Here is a 22,885-nt window from a genome sequence, read left to right as displayed (position 1 = left end):
TCTCCGTTAACTCAGCCAGGCGCCGAGCGGTAAGGTGACATCAAGCAGGCGGTCGAAGGCATACCACAGGGCGACGCCGAGGATCGCGCCGGAAATGCCCGCGGCGGGTAATGTGGCGCCAAACAGAATGCCAATCACCAGCGTCAGAATGGCGGTGGCGACAGGGAAGCCCAGCCACTCAAAGCCCCAGGCGTACATCAACAGGACGATCACCATAGTTAACAGTTTTTGCAGGACGTGCCGGCGCGGCCAGTCCACAACATCCGGATGGCGTAACAGTAGTGCCAGCGCGCATAGCGCCATCAGGGCGATAATCCCCAGCGGAAACGGACGCGGGCCGACCGGTTCGTAACTGTATTCACTCTGAATTTGCCAGGCGATAAACAGCCCGGCGATACACAGCAACAGCCAGATACCGGCGAAAATACGATCGCTCATCGGAGCCTCCATCTTTATTTCGCCAGGCCAAAGGCTTTCGCCTGCTCGCGGTAACCGGTCACCTGTTTTTTGACATACTCATCAAGCTGTTGACCCGTCATATTGAATTCGAACAGGCCACGCAGGTCGCGCTGCTTTTTGAACGCGTCGGTCTGCTGGAGTTTTTCAAATGCCTGCACCCACCATTGATACTCGGCATCACTGACTTTCGGGCCGACATAAAAGCCGCGAATGATGGGCCAGACCAGGTCGTAACCCTGCTCTTTGGCGGTAGGCACATTGGCGAGTTGTCCGGGCAGACGGTTTTCAGAGAAGACGGCGAGGACGCGGATTTTATCGCCGCTTAGATAGGGCACCATCTCACTGAGATCGCCGGAAACCACCTGAACATGATTGCCCATCAGTGCGGTGACTGGTTCGCCGCCGCCTTCAAAGGCGACATAGCGCATCTTGTGCGGATCGACGTGAGCCTGTTGCGCCAGCAGCGCCGACTTCATCCAGTCCTGGCTGCCAATAGAGGCCCCGGCGCCAATCACCACGCTGTTGGGATCTTTTTCCATCGCGGTGAGCAGATCTTTCAGTGACTTCCACGGCGAGTCGGCGCGCACGGCGATCATGCCGTAGTCCGTACCGACGCTCGCCAGCCAGCGCACATCATCCACGCCGTAACGACCAAATTTACCCTGCGACAGGTTCAACAGCGAACCGCCGGAGAACGCCACGACCGTCCCCGCTTCGGCGGGCCGTTGCGCGACGATCGCGTTATAGGCGACTGCGCCCACGCCGCCTGGCATGTAGGTGACGCGCATCGGTTTCTCGATAGCGCCAGTTTCCATCATGCTCACCTGAATCAGTTTGCAGGTAAGGTCAAAGCCGCCGCCCGGTTTCGCCGGGGCGATACATTCGGTACGCGACGGCGCTTCTTGCGCCAGGACAGAGGTGCTCATCAGTAAAACGCTTGCAGCAAGGGTACGAACGAACTGTTTTTTCATTATTTATCCTCACGCCGGAGAACCGGATGGTAGGGTTCGGAAGATTATTTTTTGATTATGTGAACCAACATGTAGCGGTTCAGTTGCGTGATTGTTAAAACATTAACCTTTCATTTCCCTTTCAATGCGGCAGAAACTTTACAGGATGTGATATGCGTCTCTTATTGGCGGAAGATAACCGTGAGCTGGCTCACTGGCTGGAAAAAGCGCTGGTGCAGAACGGATTCGCCGTGGACTGTGTGTTCGACGGACTGGCTGCCGACCATCTTCTGCATAGCGAAACCTATGCGCTGGCGGTTCTGGATATCAACATGCCTGGGATCGACGGACTGGAAGTGGTGCAGCGTCTGCGTAAGCGTGCGCAGACGCTGCCGGTGCTGCTGCTGACAGCGCGTAGCGCGGTGGCGGATCGGGTAAAAGGACTCAATGCCGGAGCGGATGATTATCTGCCCAAGCCCTTCGAACTTGAGGAACTGGACGCCCGGCTGCGGGCTTTGCTCCGGCGCAGTGCGGGACAGGTACAGGAGCTTCAGCAACTGGGCGATCTGGCATTCCATGATGAAGGGTATTTCTTGCTTCAGCAGCAACCGCTGGCGCTCACCCCGCGTGAATTGGCGCTGTTGACGGTGCTGATGTATCGCAGAACCCGTCCGGTATCGCGCCAGCAGTTGTTCGAACAGGTCTTCAGCCTGAACGATGAGGTCAGCCCCGAAAGTATCGAACTGTACATTCATCGTCTGCGGAAAAAATTACAGGGCAGCAATGTGCGGATCACCACGCTGCGCGGGCTGGGATACGTGCTGGAGTGCGGCAATGAGGTGGGTTAAACCCCAGTCGTTATACCTGCAATTGATGCTGTTTCTTGGTCTACCGTTGATTCTGCTGTGGGGACTGTCGGCGTTTAACAGCTACGTCAGCGCCCTGCAGGCGGCAACGCAGGCCTATGACCGCACGCTGCTGTCGTCTGCCCGCACGGTGGCGGAGCGGCTGGTGGTCCGCAATGCAACGCTGGAGGTCAATGTTCCGTGGGTGGTGCTGGACAGCTTTGAACTGAACATGAACGACCGGCTGTACTATAAAGTGGTGGATCCGTCGGGGAAGGTGATTTCAGGTTACGACGACCTGCCGGCAATGCCGCCTTCCACCTCTCGTACGCAACTCTACCCTGCGCTGGCCTGGTTTTATCATACGCAATATCAGGGGCAGGCCATTCGCGTGGCGCGCCTGCTACAGCCGGTAAACGAGGGCGGCATTGTCGGGATGGCGGAGATCTACGTCGCAGAGACGCTACAATCGCGGCGTTACCTGGCAGGACAACTGCTGTTTTCGTCATCGGTAACGCAGGGTTTGTTGGTGCTGCTGACGCTGGTGCTGGTCGGCTGGCTGCTGCGCCGCGTGCTGCGGCCGATGCGCCAGCTCTCCTCACTGATGGTGCGACGTGAACCGGAACTCCTGACGCCGTTACCTGAACTGCTGCCCTGGTCGGAGACGCGGTTGCTGATCGTCGCGTTTAACCGCTATCTCGATCGCCTGCGCGCGCTGATCTCCCGGCAGGAACGGTTTAGCGCCGATGCCTCTCATCAACTGAAAACCCCGCTGGCCGTGTTGAAAACGCAGGCCGCCGTAGCGCTTGCCAGCGAACAGCCTCAGCAGTGGCACGAGAGTTTACGGGCGATGAGTACGACGCTGGACAACACCATCCTGCTGACGGAAAGGTTGTTACAGCTTTCGGCGGTGAAGCGAAAAGAGCAGGGGGAGCGGCAGTTTTCACCGGTCAATCTGTTCGAGGTGGTGCAGACGAGCTGTTTCACGCGACTGGCGCAGGCGCGCAGTAAAGGCATCGACCTGGGTTATGAAGGCGTGCTGGAGGCGATATGGATAGACGGTGATGATGTCCTGCTGGGGGAATTGTGCGGTAATTTGCTGGATAACGCCCTGAAATATACCCCGGCGCAAGGGACGGTGACCGCCAGGTTACGTCGGGAAGGTGAGGCCGTGGTGCTGGAGGTCGAAGACAGTGGTCCTGGCATCGAAGATGAACAGATTCATCAGGCAATGCTGCCGTTCCATCGTCTTGAAAATGCCGGAACGGAAGCCGGAGCAGGCATTGGCCTGGCGCTGGTTTCTGATATTGCCCGTTTGCATCGCACCCATCCTCATCTTTCACGCAGCACTACGTTAGGCGGTTTACATGTTCGGGTTCGCTTTTTAGTGGTCGCTCACATCCCGATGAAAACATAAATATTCTTTATAGACAATCAGATAGCCGGAATTACCACATTGAGCCATAAAAGCTTTTAGCAAAAAGTGCTTTTCAAAGGCAGTTTTTACACGCTGGCAAAATGTTAAAAATCTTATTACGCAATATAAAAATCCTGGGTTCCTCTCTATTTCCCCTTTCATGATACGGAAAAATAGAATTTCGTCATCTGTCCTTCCCAGGAATTTATGCTCACTAATTATTATTTTCTGATATTAATGTTCAGGCTAATAGTCCGGGGGCGTATTGACAGCTTTTTAGGCGAGTGTAAAACTGAGCGCAAGAATTACATAAACATTATTAACCAAACAGCAAGCCGCAATGGCTGCCGCCGAACCGATCCCGGGTCGTCACCAGAAGGTCTGAATTTATCGTGTGTTGTCAGTCACCAACTGGCATGAGTGGATGTTTTGTACAGGGACACGCGTTATATATTTGCATAATATTTTTTTTTATTTCTGACGATGGTCTGTGATTCATTAACGCCCTCTCCGGAGAGTAAATCGTGGATCCTGGATGTTCGTTATTTACTCATGCATGGATACTATTGTCGGAGACAATATGTGAAATCATTATAACACCATCAATAGATTATTTAATTTAAGACTGTTCAGAATTCATTTCTGAATAGCCCTCTATTTCCCATTTCCAGGTGAGGGAAGCTTATCGATTCTATGTTGCGTATTAAAAACAATTACACCGCATATAAACATTTTATCAGATTATGAGCATTTTTTATGAACACAAATTATCGCGTTATATGGAATGAAGTTCTGAAGGTATTTCAGGTTTGTTCCGAGTTGGTGAGAGGGAAAAGCCAGTCATCAACCCATTCATCTTTGAAAACAACGTTCTCTTCCGCGCAACAACATCATGCTTTGCAACCGCTTTTTAAACGTAGTGCCCTGTCACTGCTGCTGCTGGCCTCTCTGCCCGCCTATTCAGCCATTATTGATAATGGCGAGGTGGTCAACGTGGCGACGGGATATTCACTGGATTACTACACTTTCATCGGCATGAACGGCGTGGGCACACTGAATATTCTCGCGGGCGGTGTGGTGGCAGGATCGGATGTCTACAAGCTCATTATCGGCGATAACACCCAGGCGAACGGTACGGTGAACGTCGATGGTTCCGGCTCTTCGTTACGTTCAGGAGCGATGACCATTGCCGAGTACGGTGTCGGCACCATGACCATCTCCAACGCTGCGGTGGTGAATACTTCAGGGTTGGGCGTGTTGGGCGGATCAAATGGCAGTCACGGGTCCGCTACGATCCGTTCGGGTGGGCTGTGGAATTTAGTGAATCCTTCGGGGGCGCTCCAGGACCTGAATATTGGTTATGGCGGCACAGGAGTGATTAACATTGAAGAGGGCGGTGCGCTGAACGCCGGTATGACAACGATTGGCAGTTTTGAGGCCGGGGTCGGAACCGTCAGCGTTAGCGGTCAGAATTCAACAATGAGCACCGGCGCGCTGCGGGTCGGGGATTATGGTTCGGGAACGCTGAATATCTCTGACTCTGCCATTGTACGCAGTAGCGCCGACAGTATGCTGGGACGTTCGCCTGCGGGTTACGGGCGAGTGAATATCAGTAACGGCGGGGAATGGCGGATCGCTGACGCCAGTGACGTCACCAAAAAACTCAACGTGGGTCATTCCGCGACGGGGATACTGGATATTCAGTCGGGTGGGAAAGTGGTTGCCAGCGCGGTGAGCCTCGCGGCAAATGGCGGCGAGGGGACGGTGAATATCAATGGCGCCGGATCGCGTCTGGATGCGACGTCAGCCACCGTCGGCGCCGTGGGCGACGGTACTCTCAACCTGAGTAACAGCGGCGCGCTTAACCTGAATGGCAAACTGTTCATTGCACAGAATGCCTCAAGCACCGGCGTAGTGAACATTGGCGCGGCTCAGGGACAGGCCGCCGCCGGAGCGGGCGTGATTTCCGGCGTGACCGGCGTGACGTTTGGCTCGGGTACCGGTTCTCTTGTGCTCAATCACACCACCAACGATTCCTCCACCGCGGGAGGATATCAGCTCGCTATGCCGATTACCGGCCAGGGAACGATTGTTCATCAGGCCGGGCATACCGTACTGACGGGGGACAATACCTACAGCGGGAAGACCCTGGTCAATGGCGGCACGCTCACCTCGGCTCAGCAATCTAGCGCTAACAGAACCGGTCTTGGCAGCAGTGAAGTGACGATTGGCAGTGATGGCACGCTCGAAATTGTCGGTGCCACCGACACCAGCACTAATGACTTTGCTTTTAGCAATGTGTTGAACGGCACGGGGTTGATGTCTGTCAATCTGCACGCTGGAGATGATGTCTTTTCCTTTACGCCTGCCGTCGGCAACAGTTTTCGCGGAGCGGTTGAGTTGCGAAATAGCACATTTGCGCTTTCCGGGAATAACGCTTCGTCATTGGCACAATCGCTGTTAATCAGCAGTGCGGGGAACACCACAACCGTCAGCGGTACGCAGGATCTTACGGGGCTACTTTTTAATGGGGGCACGCTGGCTTTTGACGTTACGCTTCCGGGGTCAACGATCTCCGACAGTCTGGTGTCGGTCAATACCCTGGTTGCCGGCGCTGCGGGGGTAATGTACAACGGACGCGAACACCAGGCAGACGGTACCGGCACGGTGAAAGTAAACCTTGCCGATCCCTGGAACGATACTGGCGCGGCGGCGAATCCAGATACTACCGCAAACCTGCTCCAGCAGGATGACACCGGGATTGGCGTACAGCTGGTGAAAGCGTCGATTGTGCTTGGGTCGGGTGGTTCACTGACGCTTGCCGATCAAAACGGTGCGCCGATTGCGGCAGATAAAACCCTTCAGATAGCGCAGAACGGGACGACCGTGGCGAACGGGCAGTATGGTTTTCGCCTGACCACCGCACCGGGTAATGGCCTGTATGTAAACTACGGTCTGAAGGCGTTGGATATTCTCTCCGGACAAACGTTGGTGCTGTCGCCGTATGCGGGGGCGACGGGGGCTGGCGCTGATATGTCGGCGACGATCTCCGGCAGCGGCAATCTGGCGGTGAATACGGCTGATGTCGTGTCGCTCTCCAACGGCCTGAACGACTACAGTGGTGCCACGCAGGTACAGGCAGGGACGTTGCGCACCGACGCCGATGGCGCGCTGGGCGAGACCAGCGAATTGCACATCAGTAGTGGAGCAACCGCCGATCTCAATGGTACAACCCAGACGGCGGGTACGTTGACAGGACAGTCCAACTCCACCTTTGCACTAAATGGCGGCTCGCTGACCCTGTCGAACGGTGGGCTTAGCGAGGGAAGTCTGACCGGCAGCGGCGCGCTGAATGTTAACGGCGGCCTGTTAACGATTGATGGTGCTAACGCCGCCCTGACGGCCAAAACGACCATCAGCAGCGGGGCGGAAGTGAGCGTAAATGATGTGCTGGGTGCAGGCAGCGGCGATATCGTCGACGGCGGGACATTAACCCTGAATGGCGTTGTCGGCACGCTGACGAACACCCTCAGCGGAGCGGGCGGCATTGATGTGGCAAACATGTCAGATGTGGTCGTCAGCGGGGATAACAGCGGTTTTAGCGGCCTGTTCAATATCGACATAGACAACAAACTGACCGTCAGTGAACAGCAGAACCTTGGCACTGCTTCTGTGACGGATAACGGCTTGTTGACGGTAGCGACGGATACGAACTGGACGCTGGACAATGCCATTAGCGGCACAGGCAATCTGACTAAGACCGGTAGCGGCGTGTTGACACTGAAACAGGATTTGGCCTCCTGGACGGGCACCACCGATATTCTCGACGGTGAGATTGCGCTGGGTAGCGATGCCGATTCTGCCGTCGATATGGCTAACCAGCAGGTGAATATCCACGATGGCGCTACCCTGTCGGGATATGGTCGCACCGCCGGGGATGTGGATGTGATGAGCGGCGGGACGATGCAGGTGTCCGGCTTTACAGTCGGCGGCAATCTGACTCACAGCGGCACTGTGATCCTGGGGCGTTCGGGCATGCAGCCGGGTAATCACCTGGATGTGAACGGTAACTACCACGGTAATGACGGTCTGATGGTATTTAACACAGCCCTCGGCGGTGATGATTCCGCCACGGACAAACTGACCGTACATGGCGATACCTCCGGTAACACGCGGGTGGACGTCAATAATGTCGGCGGTATTGGCGCGCAGACCCGCAACGGCATTGAACTGGTGCAAGTGGAGGGCAATTCAGCCGGTCAATTCGCCCTGACCCGTGGCTCCGTGGAGGCCGGTGCGTATGTCTACACGCTGGCGAAGGGAACCGGCGAGGCGGCGAAAAACTGGTATCTGACCAGCAAATGGAATGGTGTGATTGATTCGGACAACCCGCCGGTTGTTGATCCGCGGACGGTGGATGTTCTGCGACCGGAAGCGGGTAGCTATACCAGCAATATTTCTGCTGCGAACACGCTGTTTGCTCACCGTCTGCACGATCGTCTCGGCGAGCCGCAGTACAGCAATGCGCTCCAGGATGAAGGGCTGGCTGGTAGCATGTGGATGCGCCACGTCGGCGGGCATGAACGTTCCACGGCGGGGGACGGCCAACTGAAAACACAGAGCAATCGCTACGTGCTGCAACTGGGTGGCGACATTGCACAGTGGAGTATGGATGGGCTGGACCGCTGGCATCTCGGCGTGATGGGCGGTTACGCCAATGAGCACAGCAACACCCAGAGTAACCGTGCAGGATACGGTTCAGACGGACGTACCAGCGGCTACAGCGCCGGTCTGTACGGAACCTGGTATCAGAATGCCGTGGATAACACGGGGGCGTATGTTGATAGCTGGTTGCTGTACAACTGGTTCGACAACACGGTGGATGCGGATGCGCGTGAGAGCGACAGCTATGACTCTAAAGGGCTGACGGCCTCGCTGGAAGCGGGTTACACCCTGAAAGCCGGTACGTTCAGCGGCAGCCAGGGCTCACTGAACACCTGGTACATCCAGCCGCAGGCACAGATCACCTGGATGGGCGTGAAGTCGGATTCGCATACCCGGCATGATGGTACGCGCATTGAAACAGAAGGTGATGGCAACATTCAGACGCGTCTTGGGGTGAAAACGTACCTCAACAGTCATCACAAAATGGATGACGGACAGCAGCGCGAGTTCCAGCCCTATGTCGAAGTGAACTGGATCCACAATACCGAATCCTTCGGCGTGAAGATGGATGGCGTGAAAATCAGCCGTGACGGCGCGCGCAATCTGGGTGAAGTGCGTACCGGGGTGGAAGGTAAACTGAATAACCGTTTAAGCGTCTGGGGGAATGTCGGTGTGCAACTGGGTGATAAAGGCTACAGCGATACCCAGGGCATGCTGGGAGTGAAATACAGCTGGTAAGTTCAGACGGGGAAAAGCAGAAATAAAAAAGCCGCGTAAGCGGCTTTTTTATTCTTTAATGATCAGGGCGAAAGATTTATTTGCTGATTTTCTTCTCTACGCTGGCTGCGCCTTCTTTGGTTTTATTCCAGCCCTGCTCAGCACTTTCTTTCGTGGCGTTCCAGCCTTTTTCAGTACCTTCTTTGGTTTTATGCCAGGTTTCTTGCGAGCCTTCGCTAACTTTGCTGCTGATATTATCCTGTTTACCTTCGGCGCGGTGTTCTGCTTTCAGTTTTTGCTCTTCACCCTGATTCTGCGCCTGGTGTAATTTCTCTTTCGCTGTATTTGCGTTTTCATGTGCGGCAGCGACATCATTATCGGTTGCGTGTGTCGTAGCGGCAAAAACAGGAGAAGCCAGCAGAAGTGCAGATAATGCGATTAGAGTCTTTTTCATCATGTCCTCGCTTTACGTTATAAGTTATTAGCGTGATTAAGCATGGCATCTAAACGAAGCGCTGGCTTTAGGAAAAAACTGTAAGCGGGAAATATCGATTTTTTTCCATGTGTTACGTCAGGAGCGCGTCATGCTGATTGGCGTTGACGGCGACAAATAAATATCGACATGACTATGGTTATTTATCGTTCTTTCTACCATGCTTTTTAGATTCGTGGCGTAAAGCGAGTCAACGACAAAATAATAACTTTTCTCTCGCCCGGGGCTGACAATGCGTAACACTCTTCTCCCTATTATTGTTGCTGTGTTGCTCTTTATTCTCGGTGTTTCTGTTTTAAATGTGCAGCTCTGGTATTCGGCGAGAGCAGACAGTCTTTCGGGGGCCCGCTATGTTGCGAGTGATATTGATGTCATTCTTGATGAGGCTACTCACGCGACGTCAACGGCCAGTGATATCATGCGAAAGGGTTGCGATCAGGAAGGGCAGTACCGGTTAGGGACGGAAGCCGCGCTACAGCCTCATCTTCGGACCATTTTAATCTACCGCGAAGGCAAAATATGGTGCTCCTCGCTGCCGGGTAATCGCATGCTACTTTCTTATCTTTCTGAAATACCGGATACAACGCTGCAACTCGCGCCAGCAAATAATGCGGTTAACAGACGACCGGTTTTGTTATATCAGAATCAACTTGCCGGGAGCCGAATTGTCATCACCATCAGTGATCAGCATATTCGTGATTCACTGCGTACGCCGCTGAAAGAGGCGAATTATTCATTAATGGTAGGGAAGGCGATCCTGGGGCTGTCCGGTGATGTGGCGACCGTCAACGATACAGGCCAGGAGTTCGGACAGGTAGGATCCAAACGTTACCCCTTCACAATACGTTATAATTTACCGCCCGTGTTTAGCCTGCAAAGACTCATCAGTCAGGGGATGGGGATGCTGATCTTCATTTTTCTCATGTCTTGTTTTGCCGCGTATGCCCTGATTAAGTATTTAAATAAAAGCACCACGCCGGAAGAAGCGCTGCGCAGAGCAATTCTCAAGGGAGAAATCGTGCCTTTTTATCAGCCCGTGGTGAATGGCCGGGAAGGGACGTTACGGGGTGTTGAAGTGCTGGCGAGGTGGAAACATCCGAAAGCCGGATATATTTCCCCGGCGTCATTTATTCCGCTAGCGGAAAAGTCAGGTTTGATTATTCCTCTGACGCAAAGTTTGATGGAACAAGTGGTTACCCATATGAATGCTATCGCCACGAAGTTGCCAGAAGGTTTTCATGTCGGTATTAACTTCAGCGCTTCTCATATTACCGCTCCGACCTTTGTCGACGAGTGTCTGAACTTTAAGGCGCGGTTCAGCCGAAAAGATTTGAATCTGGTGCTCGAAGTGACCGAGCGTGAACCTTTGCATGTCGATGAGCACCTGGTACAGACGCTCAACGTTCTGCACGAAAATGGTTTTGTCATCGCTCTGGATGATTTTGGCACCGGTTATTCCGGACTTTCTTATCTTCATGATCTACACATTGATTACATTAAGATCGATCAAAGCTTTGTGGCGCGAGTCAGCATGGAAGAAGATTCCACCCGGATTCTGGACTGTGTACTGGATCTTGCTCGAAAACTGTCGCTAAGCATTGTGGCGGAGGGCGTGGAAACAAAGGAGCAGGTTGACTATCTGAACCGTAACGATATTACCTTCCAGCAGGGGTACTATTTCTTTAAACCGGTTAACTTCACCGAACTGATAAAAATTATTTTGTCGAAGCCGAAAGTCAAAGTGGTTGTTGAATAGGTGCGTTATTTTTTCTGTGAATTTTGTGTATTCATATTATCCACTTCCTGCATGCCTTTTTGTGGGTCAATAAAATAGCATTTCGTCTTTGACGAATGGGCCAGTGATGCCGTCTCGCATTGCGCCAGATCGCTAAACGCGCCAATCACTTCACTTTTCGTTGTGTTATTGGAAAGGGCGAAAATCAGTGCCAGAACGTACATATTCATTCCTTGAATAAATGGCTCGCGGAGAGCCAATGTTTTATTGACAGGAAGATACTACGTAGGACATGGCGCAAAACAAGTTGAACATGCCTGCAAGTCTGAATCTGGACCAGATCTCGTTTTTTATAAACCAAAGAATTGGCGTGGCTTGTCTGGTGTTCAGGAGGACTCCAGCATATCTCAATGGTGTTAAAGAAAAGCTAAACGCCAGACTATGAAGCCGCCGTAGAACGGTTCAATAAGTGTGTTGCGTCTATCAGTTGAACTCACAGCTCATAGCAGACGCTCACATCAGCTATGGCTAAAAAGCATGTATGAGGGGAAGGTGACAGGCTGCGTTGAAAGAAAAGCGGGCTGTTGTTTGCGGTCGCATTGAGAGTGGCGAATGAGGCCAGAGAGCAGCAATAAAAAAGCCCGCATCAACGGGCTTTCATGTCACTCTGGAGCCGCGGCTCCTTTGCGTATCCTTTTTTGTCCCCTCACCGTCAGTTACACCCTCAACTGTTCACCCTTTATCTGACTGTATTACTTACCTTTTTCTTTTCAGTGAACAGTAGTGAATAGTTATAAGTAAAAAAAAAAACAGTGAGTAAGGTTTTCCTGAGACCTTTCTCTGGCAAGCCGGGTTTTAAGGTCTGTTTGTGCCATTTTTGCCACAACGGCAATGAATCGTGTTGTTGTGTCTGGCGCGGCAGAATCTCCTCAGGTTGAAACAAAGAGGAGACCTTACATGACCAGTACCACCGCCATTCCCGACTACCTGAAACCCGCAATAGAACGTCTTGAGACGGCCAGAGAAGCGCATCTCGCCAGTGCCCGACGTATGGATGAAACCACGACGGCCATCAGCCAGGTGCAAACGCAAAAAAATGAACTGGAGCAGGAAAACGGCAATGATTCCGGCGCATGGCGCGCCGCCATTCGTGCCGGTGGTGCTGTCATTACCGACGACCTGAAACAGCGCCATATTGCGCGAGTGGTACGGCGGGAACTGGCGCAGGAATGTGACAATATGGCTGAGGTGCTGTCTTTCGAGCTGGACAGCCTTAAAGGCGCGTGTGACCGGACGGCCAGAGCGTATCGTCAGGCACATCACAGCGTCCTCAGTCAGTATGCAGAGCATGAACTCGATGCTGCCCTGCGTGAAAGCTGCGGTGCCCTCATCAGAGCAATGAAACTCAACATACTGGTTCTGAATAATCCGCTTGCTAATACGACCGGGCATCAGGGATATATCGAACCGGATAAAGTTGTAATGCAGCAGGTGAAAGCGTGGCTTGAACAGGCCGTAAAGGGCTGCAATATCCGTCTGACCGATGAACCGGTGCTGTTTAAAACAGGGCTGTCGGCCTCCACTCTGCCACATATGGAGTATGACGTTGCGGCCACACCCGGTCAGCGAAAAGTCTGGCAGGAAAAAATGCGGGAACGTGAAGCTGACCTGAAAGCACGGGGGTTATTGTCATGATGCGCTGCCCTTTCTGCCGCACAGCGGCACACGTTCGCACCAGCCGCTATATGTCTGACAGCGTCAAAGAGAGTTACCTGCAGTGCCAGAATGTGCACTGCTCGGCGACATTCAAAACGCATGAGTCCATCTTTGAAGTGATACGTTCGCCGGTCGTCGATGAGAAACCCGCGCCGGTGCCGACAGCCCCCGTTGCGCCCCGTCGGGTAAAAGGCTGCTACAGCTCGCCATTCCGGCATTAAACAGGAGAGAGACACGTGACTACTGTGACATTACAGCAGGCCTTTGAGGCCTGTCAGACGAACAAAAACACCTGGCTGAAACGTAAAGCCGAACTGGCCGACCTTGAACTTGAATACCGTGAACAGCTCGTTGCCGGTGACGAACAAATCCCGCGCAGAATGCAGGATTTGCGCGACAATATCGATGTGAAAAAATGGGAGATTAATCAGGCCGCCGGTCGCTATATCCGCTCACATGAAAAGGTACAGCATATCAGCATCCGCAACCGGCTCCATGACTTTATGCAGCAGCACGGCGCAGAGCTGGTCGCCACGCTGGCACCTGAGCTGATGGGGTATAACGAACAGCTTCCCGCAGTAAAACAGAGCGCCATGCAGCACTCAGTTGATTATCTGCGTGAAGCCCTGTCGGTGTGGCTGGCCGCAGGTGAAAAAATTAATTATTCCGTGCAGGACAGCGATATTTTAACGGCCATCGGATTCAGGCCTGATGCGGCCTCGCGGGATGATAATCGCCAGAAATTCACCCCGGCACAGAACCTGATTTACACCCGCCGACGCGCAGAACTGGCCGCACGGTAGCACGCAAAAAAATCCCCGTAAATCCTGCTATTTTTCCCGAAAAAAGCCATGCATCCATAGGGTGCATGGTTTTGCATGCAAATCCCCGTATTTTTTATCCCCCGCAGCACCAGTACCGGCGCGGCCTGAGACCGTTCATGCACCTGCATTAAAAGCGACCTCTTAAGCGAGCAGGCGTGGCGGGGAGAGCATTGCGCGCCAGATGGCTACTTTAAAAATCTTTGTTACCATCTTAAAAACCACCTCGAAAAGAGGTGGCTAATGAGATTACGCTTGTTAAAGTAACTCAAGGAAGGAAAATAAAGTTTTCTATATCATTTAGATCTTCAAGACTGCATCGCTGGCTAATCCGATGTTTCAAAGTGATATTACTTACTTTTGTATTCACAATGCTTTTCATTCGAGTAACAATTAAAGGAAATAAATAATCTTTACCCGAAATATATTTTTTGATGTCGAAGTTACCATCAATTGCTCTGTAAATACTATCCTTTTCAGTTTGAAGTTGTTCCAGTGAAATGACCTTAAGTATTTCTTGTTCAAGAGAAGATATTCTCGTGTTTATTTTCTCGATATCGACTATGCCCGAGTTGTTGTTTACTAATTTACTTACTTGATAGTGGATGCTAGGAACTGTTGGTGTGTGTGTTTTAACTAAAAGATACACAATAAATAGTTTAATAAGTGGTTCGATGTTTAGTCTGTTCCATTCGGAAAAATTAAAGACTGCACTTAGTTCATCTCGTTCCCTTTCAGGATCTTCCTCTACCAAAATGTCGAGTAATGCGTGTTCACATAAGAAAATGTTTTCAATGCAATAATAAGGAAGAGTGTACAATCCAGCTTCGCATTTTCTGGTTCCGTTCAATAGATCGATGTCACCATCAATAATATGTAGTTGAGGTCGATTTCTTTTGTTTTTGTCATTCTCCCATGATTGTATTACTGCATTTTTACCTCCAAGAGGAAACACATCATTGATTAGGAATTTCCCATTTAGAACTCGATTTAAAATGCATTTATATATTTTTTTATAGCCAATGGCAGTGTCTTCAATATATATGTCAATTGTGTTTCTTTCCTCAAAGAAAACTGATTTAGCTTTTTTTGCTGCTAAGCCACGCTCTAACATGTTAGACACCTACCTTCAGGCATTTATCAGTCATCTCTCCTACAATATCAGGAGAGTGAGTTGCAAGTATAAATTGAGTTTCTGGATTTATTGCAAGTATTGTTTCTGAGAATTTCTCTTGCCATTTAAGGTGTAAGGATATTTCTGGCTCATCAATTATTATCACTCTGCTAATGCTTGTGTATTTATTAAGCATCACATTCGCAATTAGGACTAGCAATTGACGCTCGCCGGAGGAGAGTATATCAATGTTGCATTTTTTGCCATCTGTTCTGGTAATAAAAAGTCGACCAACCGTATCAACTTCGACTTTTTTCTTTGAGTCAATGAAGAATGAGTTCATCACTTGTAGGAAATTATTTATGGGGCGGTACATTTTTTCTGTTTTTTCGTTGTAGTCATCAATAACTTCTAATATTTCTGATATTCTATCTATCTGTGCTTTATTTAATAGCCACTCGATGGATAATGACTCACTTTGACTTAAATTTTGAAATAATTTTTCTATCTGATCAAAGAATTTTCCAATGTCAGCAATTAGAGATCTATCAGTACTACCTATTTTTTTGACAGCGTCTGTGATTTCTTCTCGGCGCTTTAATATATCTCTTTTATCTTCCCAGTTCATTTGATTATCTGAATGATTAAAATCTAAAAACGAAGAGAATTTAAATGATGATTTTAAAATACTATCTCTCAAGTAAATGCCTTGTCTATCTTCGAATTCACGAATTTTTCTATATTGTTCTTGCATGATTAATTGCACGGACAATAATGCTTCTGACAGACTACCAGTAATTAAAGTGTTTTTTCTGGAAATGTTTTTTTCTGTGAGCATACAACTCCTTTCTGGCTGAAATGCTTATTTCTGAATCTAAATACTCACTTTCTAAACCAATCGATTTCCGATCTAAACCTAAAAATACTGGAGGGGTTATACTTCTTATGCGTTTGTAAATAGAGTTGGTAATGAGTTCTCTTTCTGCATGGGCATAATATTCACTATTATATTCATCTGATAAATAATTTTCCCTTGTGATTATTGGGATTTCTATCAGTTGGCTCTCACCATCAGATTTTATGACTAGGGACAATTTATCTTTATATGCTTGTATTTTTCTTATCTTAGTGCGGTCTTCGTAAGCAATATCAATTTTTTCAAATGGAATTGATATTAAATCTTTGAAATTCAGACAAAACATTGCTTGTATGAGTTTTATTGCAGTACTTTTCCCCGAACCATTGGCTCCAACAAGAAATGAAACGTCTTTGTTGAAGTTGATATTGAAATTTAAATAGCCATACACACTTGTAGCCGCAAATTTTATAAGTTTCACTGTGTCTAATCTCCTTTTTTAACTTGTGTTCCCCACCAATTCATCATGTCAGCCCTTTGCTTTAAGTAGATCGAACGATTATATGCTTTGCGTACCTCATTCCTATCACTATGGGCAAGTGCCGATTCAATTACGTCCGCATTAAAACCTTGTTCATTCAGGGTTGTACTTGCAATAGAGCGTAAACCATGTGCAACCAACTTACCACCATATCCAATCCGTTTTAACGCAGCATTCGCCGTTTGGCTATTCATTGGTTGTTTTGGGTCATTTCTACTAGGAAAAATATGTTCACGATGAGCACTGATTGGCTTCATCACCTCCAGAATCTCTAATGCCTGAGGAGATAGAGGTACAATGTGCTCTCGCTTAGCCTTCATCCGTTCGGCTGGAATAGTCCAGAGCTTTGCATTGAGATCGATCTCTGCCCAACGAGCACCGGAGGCTTCAGAAGGGCGCACAAGCGTCAGGAGTTGCCATTCAATGAGACATCGAGTCGGGACAGACAGATTCGACATAACTAAAGAACGCATCAGCTTCGGCAATTCTTCTGGTCGCAGCGTCGGCATGTTTTGTTTTTTGGGCTTCTCAAAGGCCATCCCAACACCTGATGCTGGATTGGCATCAATCAGACCAGTGTTTACGGCATAAATCATTATCTCGTTAATGCGCTGCACCAGTCGGCGTACAGTCTCTAGCGCCCCACGTGCCTTGATTGGTTCAAGGGCTTCAATCAGTATTCGGGCTTTGATTTGCTGGACAGGGATCTCCCCGATGGCTGGGAGTATGTCTTTTTCCAGTGAGCGCCATATATCTTTAGCATAATCAGGGGTGACGCTTTTGCTTTTGAGCTGGAACCAGTTAGCGGCAACCGTTGAAAAAATACTGTCCAGTGCTATTTGCTGCTGTTCCTCTACAACTTCAGCCTGAATCTGTGGGTCGATTCCGTTGGCTAATAAGGCAAGGTAATCAGCTCTTAACCCTCGGGCATCAGCAAGCGAAAGGGCAGGGAAGGCACCGAGCCCCATCATTGTTCGATGCTTTGTTGCTGGGCGCTGATAACGGAAACGCCAGAGCTTTTTCCCACTGGTTTTCACTATCAGGAAAAGCCCATCGCCATCATGTAGCGTTAGATCCTTCTCTAACGCTTTAGCGCGCAGAACTTCGGTGTTGGTCAGGGGGCGTGTTGTCCGTGCCACTGTGGCCGCTCCTTCATGAATTGGTATACGCTTTTAGGTAGACATCCTACCGTATACCTAAACGTATACCAATAATCATCGGATTTAGGCGGATGTTCTCGGACAACGACAGACACAAAAAAGCCCGCAGGGCTTGTGCCATGCGGGCTTTCTGTACTTCACCGGACGTATCCGGATCATGATTTGGTGGAGCTGGCGGGAGTTGAACCCGCGTCCGAAATTCCTACATCCTCGGTACTACATGCTTAGTCAGTCTTTACATTCGCCTGGCACCTGCGGATTGACACGCCACTACCAGACTAGCCTGATTAGTTTTAACGCTTCAACCCCAGGCAGGGCATCCACGCGATCTCTTTTGGGTTTGACCTCTCTTTGATCCCCGTCTTAAGAGCGGAAGCTAGGGAGAGAGGGCTCAGAGCAGGTTATTAAGCTGCTAAAGCGTAGTTTTCGTCGTTTGCGACTATTTTTTGCGGCTTTTTACGAGGCCAACCGCCCCTCGGCATGCACCTTGGGTTTCGCAAATCCCGTCGAATCCAGAATCAGCCCCAATGTGTTAAGACAAGTATAACAGACTTGTGACAGCCCTTGCCACCCCCAATCATCAGGCATTTACCGCTCGCGCAGCGCTTCTTTGGCTCGGTTGAACGGTTTGATTAAATAGTCGACGATGCTTTTTTCACCTGTTTTTATATCCACTGTCGCGATCATGCCCGGTACGATGGAAAAACGGCGTCCCAGCTTGTTTTGCAGATAGTCCTGATGGGTACGAATGAAAACGCGGTAGTAGAAGATTTCCGGCTTCACTTTGTCCTGAATGGTATCCGGCGAAATGGTTTCGACAACACCTTCCAGTCCGCCGTAAATGGCGTAATCGTAGGCGGTGATTTTCACCAGCGCGCGCTGGCCGGGGTGGATAAAAGCGATGTCGCGCGGCGACAGACGCGTTTCAATCAGCAGATGATCGTCAACCGGTACGATCTCCATCATCTCGCCGTTTGGCGGGATCACGCCGCCGATGGTCGTGACCTGAATGTTCTTCACAATGCCGCGAACCGGTGAGCGAACGGTCAGGCGGGTCACCGAATCTTCGCGTCCCTTAATGATCGCGGAGAGCATTGCCACTTCGGCGTTGGCTTTAGACAGCGCCTCGCGCGCCTGGACGTAATATTGCGAGCGCAAATCCGTGAGCTTCAGACCAATATCGCTTTTTTGCCGTTGCAAACGTAGCACCTCGACGTGGCTGGCGGCGCCGCTTTTTGCCAGCCGCTCGGTGATCGCCAGCTCTTTATTCACCAGCGTCAGCGCCTCTTTGAGCTCAGACTGCGCGTCGGCGAGTTGTGCGCGGCGACTGGTGTAAAGTCGCGTTTCCGAGGCGAGCAGATCCGGCCAGGCGTTCAGTTCGTCAGAGAAAACCAGCGGCTTGTCGCTAACCTCAGCCGTCAGGCGCTGACTGGATGCCAGCGAGGCACGATAGCGGGCGGCGCTTTCGCCGACGTTAGACTCCGAGCGCGTCGGGTCCAGTCGCGCCAGTACCTGTCCCGCCTGGACCTGATCGCCTTCATGCACCATCAGTTCTGCGAGGATCCCCCCGTCGAGCGACTGCAATACCTGCTCGCGCGAACTGGGGATCACCTTGCCGGTGCCCGTCGAGACCTCATCAAGAATGCCGAACCACGCCCACACCGCGAGGATCAGACACAAGATCCCGGTAAGCCAGATGATGCGGCTGGCACCTGAGAATTCTCGCTCGCGGCTGTCGTCGAGCGCGTCGTGGGTCGCGTCAGGCTGACTGGTTTTCATTTTTCCACTCCCGTGTGTTGGCCTGCGCGGCCATTCGACTTTGTCCCAGCGCCTGCGCTTTCGGCGCGTCCATCACCAGTTGCCCCTCTTTAAGCACCACCACCCGTTCGACCAGCTCCAGTACCGGTACGCGATGGGTGGCGACGATCAGAGTGCGGTTGCCGAGCCACTGTCCCAGTCGTTGAATAAACTCGCGTTCGGAATGCTCATCCAGCGAGGCGGTGGGCTCATCGAGCAGGACGATATTGGGGGCGCGCAGCAGCATGCGGGCGAGCATGATGGACTGTCGCTGACCGCCGGATAACCCGCTGCCGCCTTCCATAATCGGATGATCGAGCCCTTTCGGCAGCCGTTTCACGAAGTTGGCCGCACCGCAAATCTCCAGCACGGTAAATATCTCGTCGTCGCTGGCATGCGGGGCGCCGAGCGTCAGGTTCTCGCGCAGGGTGCCAAAAAACAGGCGCGCGTTCTGGCTCAGTAGACCGACGTTGCGGCGCAAATCGGCCATATCGATGTGCGGTAGGCTGAGGTTATCGAGACGGGCGTCGCCCTCGACCAGATCCACGCCGCCTGCCAGCGCCTGCAACAGCGTGGATTTGCCCGCGCCGTTGCGCCCGAGCACTGCGATGCGTTCGCCGGCGGCGATCTCCAGTCGGTTAATGCGCAGTGGCACCCGCTGGTCTTCACTGTGATAGCGAAACTGTGCGTTCTCGAACAGATAATGACCGTGAAAGATCTCCTGATGCACCCGCGTTTCGTCACGCTGGGTCTCGGTGGGAAGTTCCATAATGCTGTCCAGCCCCTTTTTAGCGGCTTTCACCTGCTGCCAGCGTGCCAGCACGCCGCACAGATTACCCATCGGGGCGATCATCCTTGAGCCAAGCATGGAGGCAGCAACCACCGAGCCGGTCGTCAGCGTGCCTTCAATCACCAGCGGAGCGCCAAACATCACCATTGCCGCATAAACCAGCCCCTGGACGGTCACCCCCCAGTTGATTAGCCCTTGCGACAGTTCGCGGGTGCGCAGTCCGGACTCGGCGGTGATGCGGATATAGCTGTTCCACTGTTGCAGAAACCGGTTCTCCGCCTGCATCAGCTTGATGTCCTCCAGCCCCTGAACGCTTTCGACCAGCACGGCGTTACGCAGCGTGGCCTCGTGCGCTGACTGATTCGCCAGCTCCGCGAGCTTTTTTTGCAACAGTAGACCGGGAAGGATCATCAGCAGCGCGGCGACCGGGGCGATCCAGGCGAGCGGCGGGGCGATGATCGCCAGCACCACGATGAACAGGAAAAAGAAGGGCAGATCCACAATGGTGGAGATCGTGGAAGATGTCACCATCTCGCGGATCTGTTCCAGCTCGCGTAGCTGCGAAATAAAGCTGCCGGTGGAGCGCGGGATCGCGCTATTACGCAGGCGTAGAGCGTGGCTGAACACGCGATCCGACACCCGCATATCGGCGCGCTTACCCAACAGATCCATCACATGACCACGGGCGAGTCGCAGCAGAAAACCAAACAACATGGCGATCAAAACGCCGACGGCAAGGACATACAACGACGGCCACGATTGCGCGGGGATCACCCGGTCATACACCTGCATCGAGAAGACGATCCCGGAAAGCGACAGGATGTTGATCAGCAATGCTGCCAGCATCACCGGGCCGTAAGGACGTAGATCTTTCAGCACCAGGCTTTTCAGCCAGTCGGGTTTGAAACGCGAGATATAGGTATCCACCCGGCGGTCTTTCACGGCGGAAAGCGGACGTAACGCGATAATGAAACGGACCGTCGGCAGCAGGTCGCGCAGGGCGATCCGGTTGCGCTGGAGTTCGCCGTTGATAAAACAGACGTCAAGCTGGTCTTCGCCGTCGAACTGTTCAACCAGTACCAGTTCACCCTCCTGGAGCTGGATCACCACCGGCAGACGCCAGCGGGTGAGCGACTGTTCGCTGGGAGCCAGCGGCTGAAAAGAGAGTCCGGCCTGGCGGGCCAGTTGGCTGAGCGCCTGCGGCATCGGTTTATCCTGGAACCACGGGGCGCTGGCCTGTAACGCGCCGGGAGAACAGGCAATACGATAATGGGTGGCGATATGGCTCATTGCCCGCGCCCAGTTGGCCAGCGCCGGTGCGGTGATGCGCTCGTCGCCAGGAATGTCGGCGTGAGTCATGGCTGAATCTCCACTGACTGAATGGTGCGGTTTTCCAGACCAAAGGCCTGGCGCATCTGACCGGTGTTGTACAGGCAGTTAAGCTGCAGTTGATGCAACTGACTCTCTGTCTGTAACTGTGCGAAGCGCGCCTGATAGACCTCCTGTTCAGCGTTAAGCACATCGAGAAGCGGTCGGGAACCAAGGTCGAGATACTGTTGCTGGTACAGCTCGCGCGTCCGTTCACTCAACGTCTCCTGACGCTTCTGGATCTGCAAGGAGGTCACCAGGTTCATCGCTTCACTGCGATCCGCAAGCAGCTTCTTGCGAACGTCCAGCCGGGTGCGCTGGATGGCTGACTGGGCGGATTCCACCGCGTGGCTGGCGGCGTTGCGCCGGGCGGTTAAGCCGCCGCCCTGATAAATGGGCATCTCCACTTTGACCCACGCCGAATACTGAGTGCGGTCAACGGACTCATGCCCGGCATAATTATCATTGAGATAGTGGCGAACCTCCGGCTCCAGCGAAACCGTCGGCGTCATCTGCGCGTTGGCGTAGTCGAGATTAGCCTGGGCGACGTTGGCCTGCGCCCAGGCGGCAAGAACGGCGGGTACCAGCTTGTCATCCGGCTTTGCCAGTTCGCAACTGCGGCCCAGCTTTTGCGGGAAGTCGTTGCTGATGGTGTTAAGGTTTTTCCAGCCCAGCCAGGTCATGAGCGTCGCCTGAGAGCTCTCAAGATTGGCCTGATACTGTACGAGTTGGGAGCGGGCGCCCTCAATGCGCGCATCGGTCTGCACCACGTCCGACAGCGAGCTGGCGCCTTCATCGTTGCGCTGATTCGCCAGCCTGCCAATGGCGCTCAGGGCATCCAGTTGCTCCTTTGCCACCGCCACCATCTGCTGCCAGGTCTGCACCTGTACAATAGCGGTTGCCGTTTCATGGCTGACGGTATCAATGCTGAGCAGCACGTTGGCCTGCTCCTGCGCCACGCCGGCGTTTTCTGCCCGCACCTGGCTTGCGACTTTTCCAAAGTCATAGAGCATTTGCGACAGTGACAGTACCAGCGACGGGCTGAATCCGCTGTCGGAATAGCTGTTGGTATAGCCGTTATTCATCCCGGCGTTAACCTGCGGATAGTATTTGGCTTTTGCAACATCGACCTGCTGAATTTGGGCATACAGTTTACCGACCACTTCCGCGATCGATGGATGCCAGGTGACAGCGCGATTGACCGCCTGAGAGAGGGTCAGTTCACCGGGCGCGGCGCTGTCGCCGCTTTGCGGCATCGGGCCATCAAGCGCGGGCAGTTCCTGCTGTTCAACCCACTGCTGCGGGGCGATGCGGGGCATTTCCACGGCAGCGATAGCGGGCGCAGCGCACAGATTGCCCGCCAGCCACCAGAAAGTAAGCTGTCGTTTTCCCATTTTCTTCCCTAATTGAGCGTTGTTTTTTGCCCCGGGCGAGCGTGCGC

Annotated in this window: 18 protein-coding genes and 1 other RNA gene; 7 read left to right on the top strand and 12 right to left on the bottom strand. The window is 52.3% G+C overall.

Translation table 11 applies throughout. The annotated features are described in order from the left end of the window. Nucleotides 1-6: 6 nt before the first annotated feature. Both AOY24_RS15490 and AOY24_RS15485 read right to left on the bottom strand, forming a co-directional pair. A complete protein-coding gene (locus AOY24_RS15490; protein ID WP_042999651.1) occupies nt 7-438 on the bottom strand; it encodes a tripartite tricarboxylate transporter TctB family protein in 432 nt (143 codons plus the stop codon). A 14-nt stretch (nt 439-452) separates the two neighbouring features. Beyond that, nucleotides 453-1,430, bottom strand: coding sequence for a tripartite tricarboxylate transporter substrate binding protein (locus AOY24_RS15485; protein ID WP_054176932.1), 978 nt, complete (start codon nt 1,428-1,430; stop codon nt 453-455). Between the two features lie 152 nt (nt 1,431-1,582). On the opposite strand from AOY24_RS15485, the gene tctD reads away from it, so the two are divergent. From tctD to AOY24_RS15470, 3 genes are all read left to right on the top strand, one after another. Beyond that, nucleotides 1,583-2,257 (top strand): transcriptional regulator TctD, encoded by a 675-nt coding sequence (tctD, locus tag AOY24_RS15480; RefSeq protein ID WP_044255134.1) that lies wholly within the window; start codon nt 1,583-1,585, stop codon nt 2,255-2,257. Beyond that, nucleotides 2,244-3,671, top strand: a complete 1,428-nt coding sequence (locus AOY24_RS15475; RefSeq protein WP_042999654.1) for a sensor histidine kinase — start codon at nt 2,244-2,246, stop codon at nt 3,669-3,671. Before tctD ends, AOY24_RS15475 begins: the two co-directional genes overlap by 14 nt. Before the next feature lie 756 nt (nt 3,672-4,427). Further along, a complete protein-coding gene (locus AOY24_RS15470; protein ID WP_072185406.1) occupies nt 4,428-9,074 on the top strand; it encodes an autotransporter outer membrane beta-barrel domain-containing protein in 4,647 nt (1,548 codons plus the stop codon). Between the two features lie 76 nt (nt 9,075-9,150). Here AOY24_RS15470 and AOY24_RS15465 read toward each other — a convergent pair whose 3' ends face one another. After that, a complete protein-coding gene (locus AOY24_RS15465; RefSeq protein ID WP_054176930.1) occupies nt 9,151-9,507 on the bottom strand; it encodes a hypothetical protein in 357 nt (118 codons plus the stop codon). A 271-nt stretch (nt 9,508-9,778) separates the two neighbouring features. Here AOY24_RS15465 and AOY24_RS15460 point away from each other — a divergent pair, with 271 nt between their 5' ends. Beyond that, nucleotides 9,779-11,302 (top strand): cyclic diguanylate phosphodiesterase, encoded by a 1,524-nt coding sequence (locus tag AOY24_RS15460; RefSeq protein WP_054176929.1) that lies wholly within the window; start codon nt 9,779-9,781, stop codon nt 11,300-11,302. A gap of 5 nt (nt 11,303-11,307) precedes the next feature. Here AOY24_RS15460 and AOY24_RS15455 read toward each other — a convergent pair whose 3' ends face one another. Further along, nucleotides 11,308-11,505 (bottom strand): hypothetical protein, encoded by a 198-nt coding sequence (locus AOY24_RS15455; protein WP_042999658.1) that lies wholly within the window; start codon nt 11,503-11,505, stop codon nt 11,308-11,310. Nucleotides 11,506-12,238: 733 nt separating this feature from the next. On the opposite strand from AOY24_RS15455, the gene AOY24_RS15450 reads away from it, so the two are divergent. Genes AOY24_RS15450 through AOY24_RS15440 form a run of 3 tightly spaced genes read left to right on the top strand, consistent with a single transcriptional unit; the run spans nt 12,239 to nt 13,800 of the window. Then, nucleotides 12,239-12,976 carry a hypothetical protein gene (locus AOY24_RS15450; RefSeq protein ID WP_054176928.1) on the top strand — a complete coding sequence of 246 codons (738 nt, stop codon included), beginning with the start codon at nt 12,239-12,241 and terminating at the stop codon, nt 12,974-12,976. Further along, on the top strand, nt 12,973-13,218 hold the full coding sequence (locus AOY24_RS15445) for an ogr/Delta-like zinc finger family protein (protein WP_000984205.1): 246 nt from the start codon (nt 12,973-12,975) through the stop codon (nt 13,216-13,218). Before AOY24_RS15450 ends, AOY24_RS15445 begins: the two co-directional genes overlap by 4 nt. A 15-nt stretch (nt 13,219-13,233) precedes the next feature. Next, complete coding sequence (locus tag AOY24_RS15440; protein ID WP_054176927.1) at nt 13,234-13,800, top strand: phage polarity suppression protein; 567 nt, start codon at nt 13,234-13,236, stop codon at nt 13,798-13,800. A 286-nt stretch (nt 13,801-14,086) separates the two neighbouring features. Here AOY24_RS15440 and AOY24_RS15435 read toward each other — a convergent pair whose 3' ends face one another. From AOY24_RS15435 to AOY24_RS15405, 8 genes are all read right to left on the bottom strand, one after another. Continuing rightward, nucleotides 14,087-14,932: a DUF4435 domain-containing protein gene (locus AOY24_RS15435; protein ID WP_054176926.1), complete on the bottom strand. Its 846-nt coding sequence runs from the start codon at nt 14,930-14,932 to the stop codon at nt 14,087-14,089. A 1-nt stretch (nt 14,933) separates the two neighbouring features. Then, a complete protein-coding gene (locus AOY24_RS15430; RefSeq protein WP_082366192.1) occupies nt 14,934-15,770 on the bottom strand; it encodes an AAA family ATPase in 837 nt (278 codons plus the stop codon). Next, complete coding sequence (locus AOY24_RS15425; protein ID WP_054176924.1) at nt 15,721-16,269, bottom strand: AAA family ATPase; 549 nt, start codon at nt 16,267-16,269, stop codon at nt 15,721-15,723. Before AOY24_RS15425 ends, AOY24_RS15430 begins: the two co-directional genes overlap by 50 nt. A gap of 5 nt (nt 16,270-16,274) precedes the next feature. Then, nucleotides 16,275-17,468, bottom strand: a complete 1,194-nt coding sequence (locus AOY24_RS15420; RefSeq protein WP_054176923.1) for an integrase domain-containing protein — start codon at nt 17,466-17,468, stop codon at nt 16,275-16,277. A gap of 184 nt (nt 17,469-17,652) precedes the next feature. Next, nucleotides 17,653-18,015, bottom strand: a transfer-messenger RNA (tmRNA) gene (gene ssrA, locus AOY24_RS24035). 62 nt (nt 18,016-18,077) lie between these two features. Continuing rightward, nucleotides 18,078-19,268 (bottom strand): HlyD family efflux transporter periplasmic adaptor subunit, encoded by a 1,191-nt coding sequence (locus tag AOY24_RS15415; RefSeq protein WP_054176922.1) that lies wholly within the window; start codon nt 19,266-19,268, stop codon nt 18,078-18,080. Continuing rightward, entirely contained in the window at nt 19,249-21,435 is a 2,187-nt protein-coding gene (locus AOY24_RS15410; protein ID WP_046401928.1) for a type I secretion system permease/ATPase, read from the bottom strand. The genes AOY24_RS15415 and AOY24_RS15410 overlap by 20 nt, the downstream gene beginning before the upstream one ends. After that, complete coding sequence (locus tag AOY24_RS15405; protein WP_044266542.1) at nt 21,432-22,838, bottom strand: TolC family outer membrane protein; 1,407 nt, start codon at nt 22,836-22,838, stop codon at nt 21,432-21,434. The genes AOY24_RS15410 and AOY24_RS15405 overlap by 4 nt, the downstream gene beginning before the upstream one ends. Between the last annotated feature and the right edge of the window lie 47 nt (nt 22,839-22,885).

This window comes from Citrobacter sp. CtB7.12, from assembly GCF_001297795.1.
Taxonomy (GTDB): Bacteria; Pseudomonadota; Gammaproteobacteria; order Enterobacterales; family Enterobacteriaceae; genus Citrobacter_A; species Citrobacter_A amalonaticus.
The sequence above is the reverse complement of the archived record's forward strand: the minus strand, read 5'-3'. Positions and strand labels throughout refer to the sequence as shown.

What these genes read in the sequence shown, in the direction of transcription:
- AOY24_RS15465 (WP_054176930.1), bottom strand. Translation starts at nt 9,507, where the DNA reads ATGAAAAAGACTCTAATCGCATTATCTGCACTTCTGCTGGCTTCTCCT.
- AOY24_RS15490 (WP_042999651.1), bottom strand. Translation starts at nt 438, where the DNA reads ATGAGCGATCGTATTTTCGCCGGTATCTGGCTGTTGCTGTGTATCGCC.
- AOY24_RS15485 (WP_054176932.1), bottom strand. Translation starts at nt 1,430, where the DNA reads ATGAAAAAACAGTTCGTTCGTACCCTTGCTGCAAGCGTTTTACTGATG.
- AOY24_RS15455 (WP_042999658.1), bottom strand. Translation starts at nt 11,505, where the DNA reads ATGTACGTTCTGGCACTGATTTTCGCCCTTTCCAATAACACAACGAAA.
- AOY24_RS15415 (WP_054176922.1), bottom strand. Translation starts at nt 19,268, where the DNA reads ATGAAAACCAGTCAGCCTGACGCGACCCACGACGCGCTCGACGACAGC.
- AOY24_RS15430 (WP_082366192.1), bottom strand. Translation starts at nt 15,770, where the DNA reads ATGCTCACAGAAAAAAACATTTCCAGAAAAAACACTTTAATTACTGGT.
- AOY24_RS15445 (WP_000984205.1), top strand. Translation starts at nt 12,973, where the DNA reads ATGATGCGCTGCCCTTTCTGCCGCACAGCGGCACACGTTCGCACCAGC.
- tctD (WP_044255134.1), top strand. Translation starts at nt 1,583, where the DNA reads ATGCGTCTCTTATTGGCGGAAGATAACCGTGAGCTGGCTCACTGGCTG.
- AOY24_RS15475 (WP_042999654.1), top strand. Translation starts at nt 2,244, where the DNA reads ATGAGGTGGGTTAAACCCCAGTCGTTATACCTGCAATTGATGCTGTTT.
- AOY24_RS15405 (WP_044266542.1), bottom strand. Translation starts at nt 22,838, where the DNA reads ATGGGAAAACGACAGCTTACTTTCTGGTGGCTGGCGGGCAATCTGTGC.
- AOY24_RS15450 (WP_054176928.1), top strand. Translation starts at nt 12,239, where the DNA reads ATGACCAGTACCACCGCCATTCCCGACTACCTGAAACCCGCAATAGAA.
- AOY24_RS15410 (WP_046401928.1), bottom strand. Translation starts at nt 21,435, where the DNA reads ATGACTCACGCCGACATTCCTGGCGACGAGCGCATCACCGCACCGGCG.
- AOY24_RS15435 (WP_054176926.1), bottom strand. Translation starts at nt 14,932, where the DNA reads ATGTTAGAGCGTGGCTTAGCAGCAAAAAAAGCTAAATCAGTTTTCTTT.
- AOY24_RS15470 (WP_072185406.1), top strand. Translation starts at nt 4,428, where the DNA reads ATGAACACAAATTATCGCGTTATATGGAATGAAGTTCTGAAGGTATTT.
- AOY24_RS15460 (WP_054176929.1), top strand. Translation starts at nt 9,779, where the DNA reads ATGCGTAACACTCTTCTCCCTATTATTGTTGCTGTGTTGCTCTTTATT.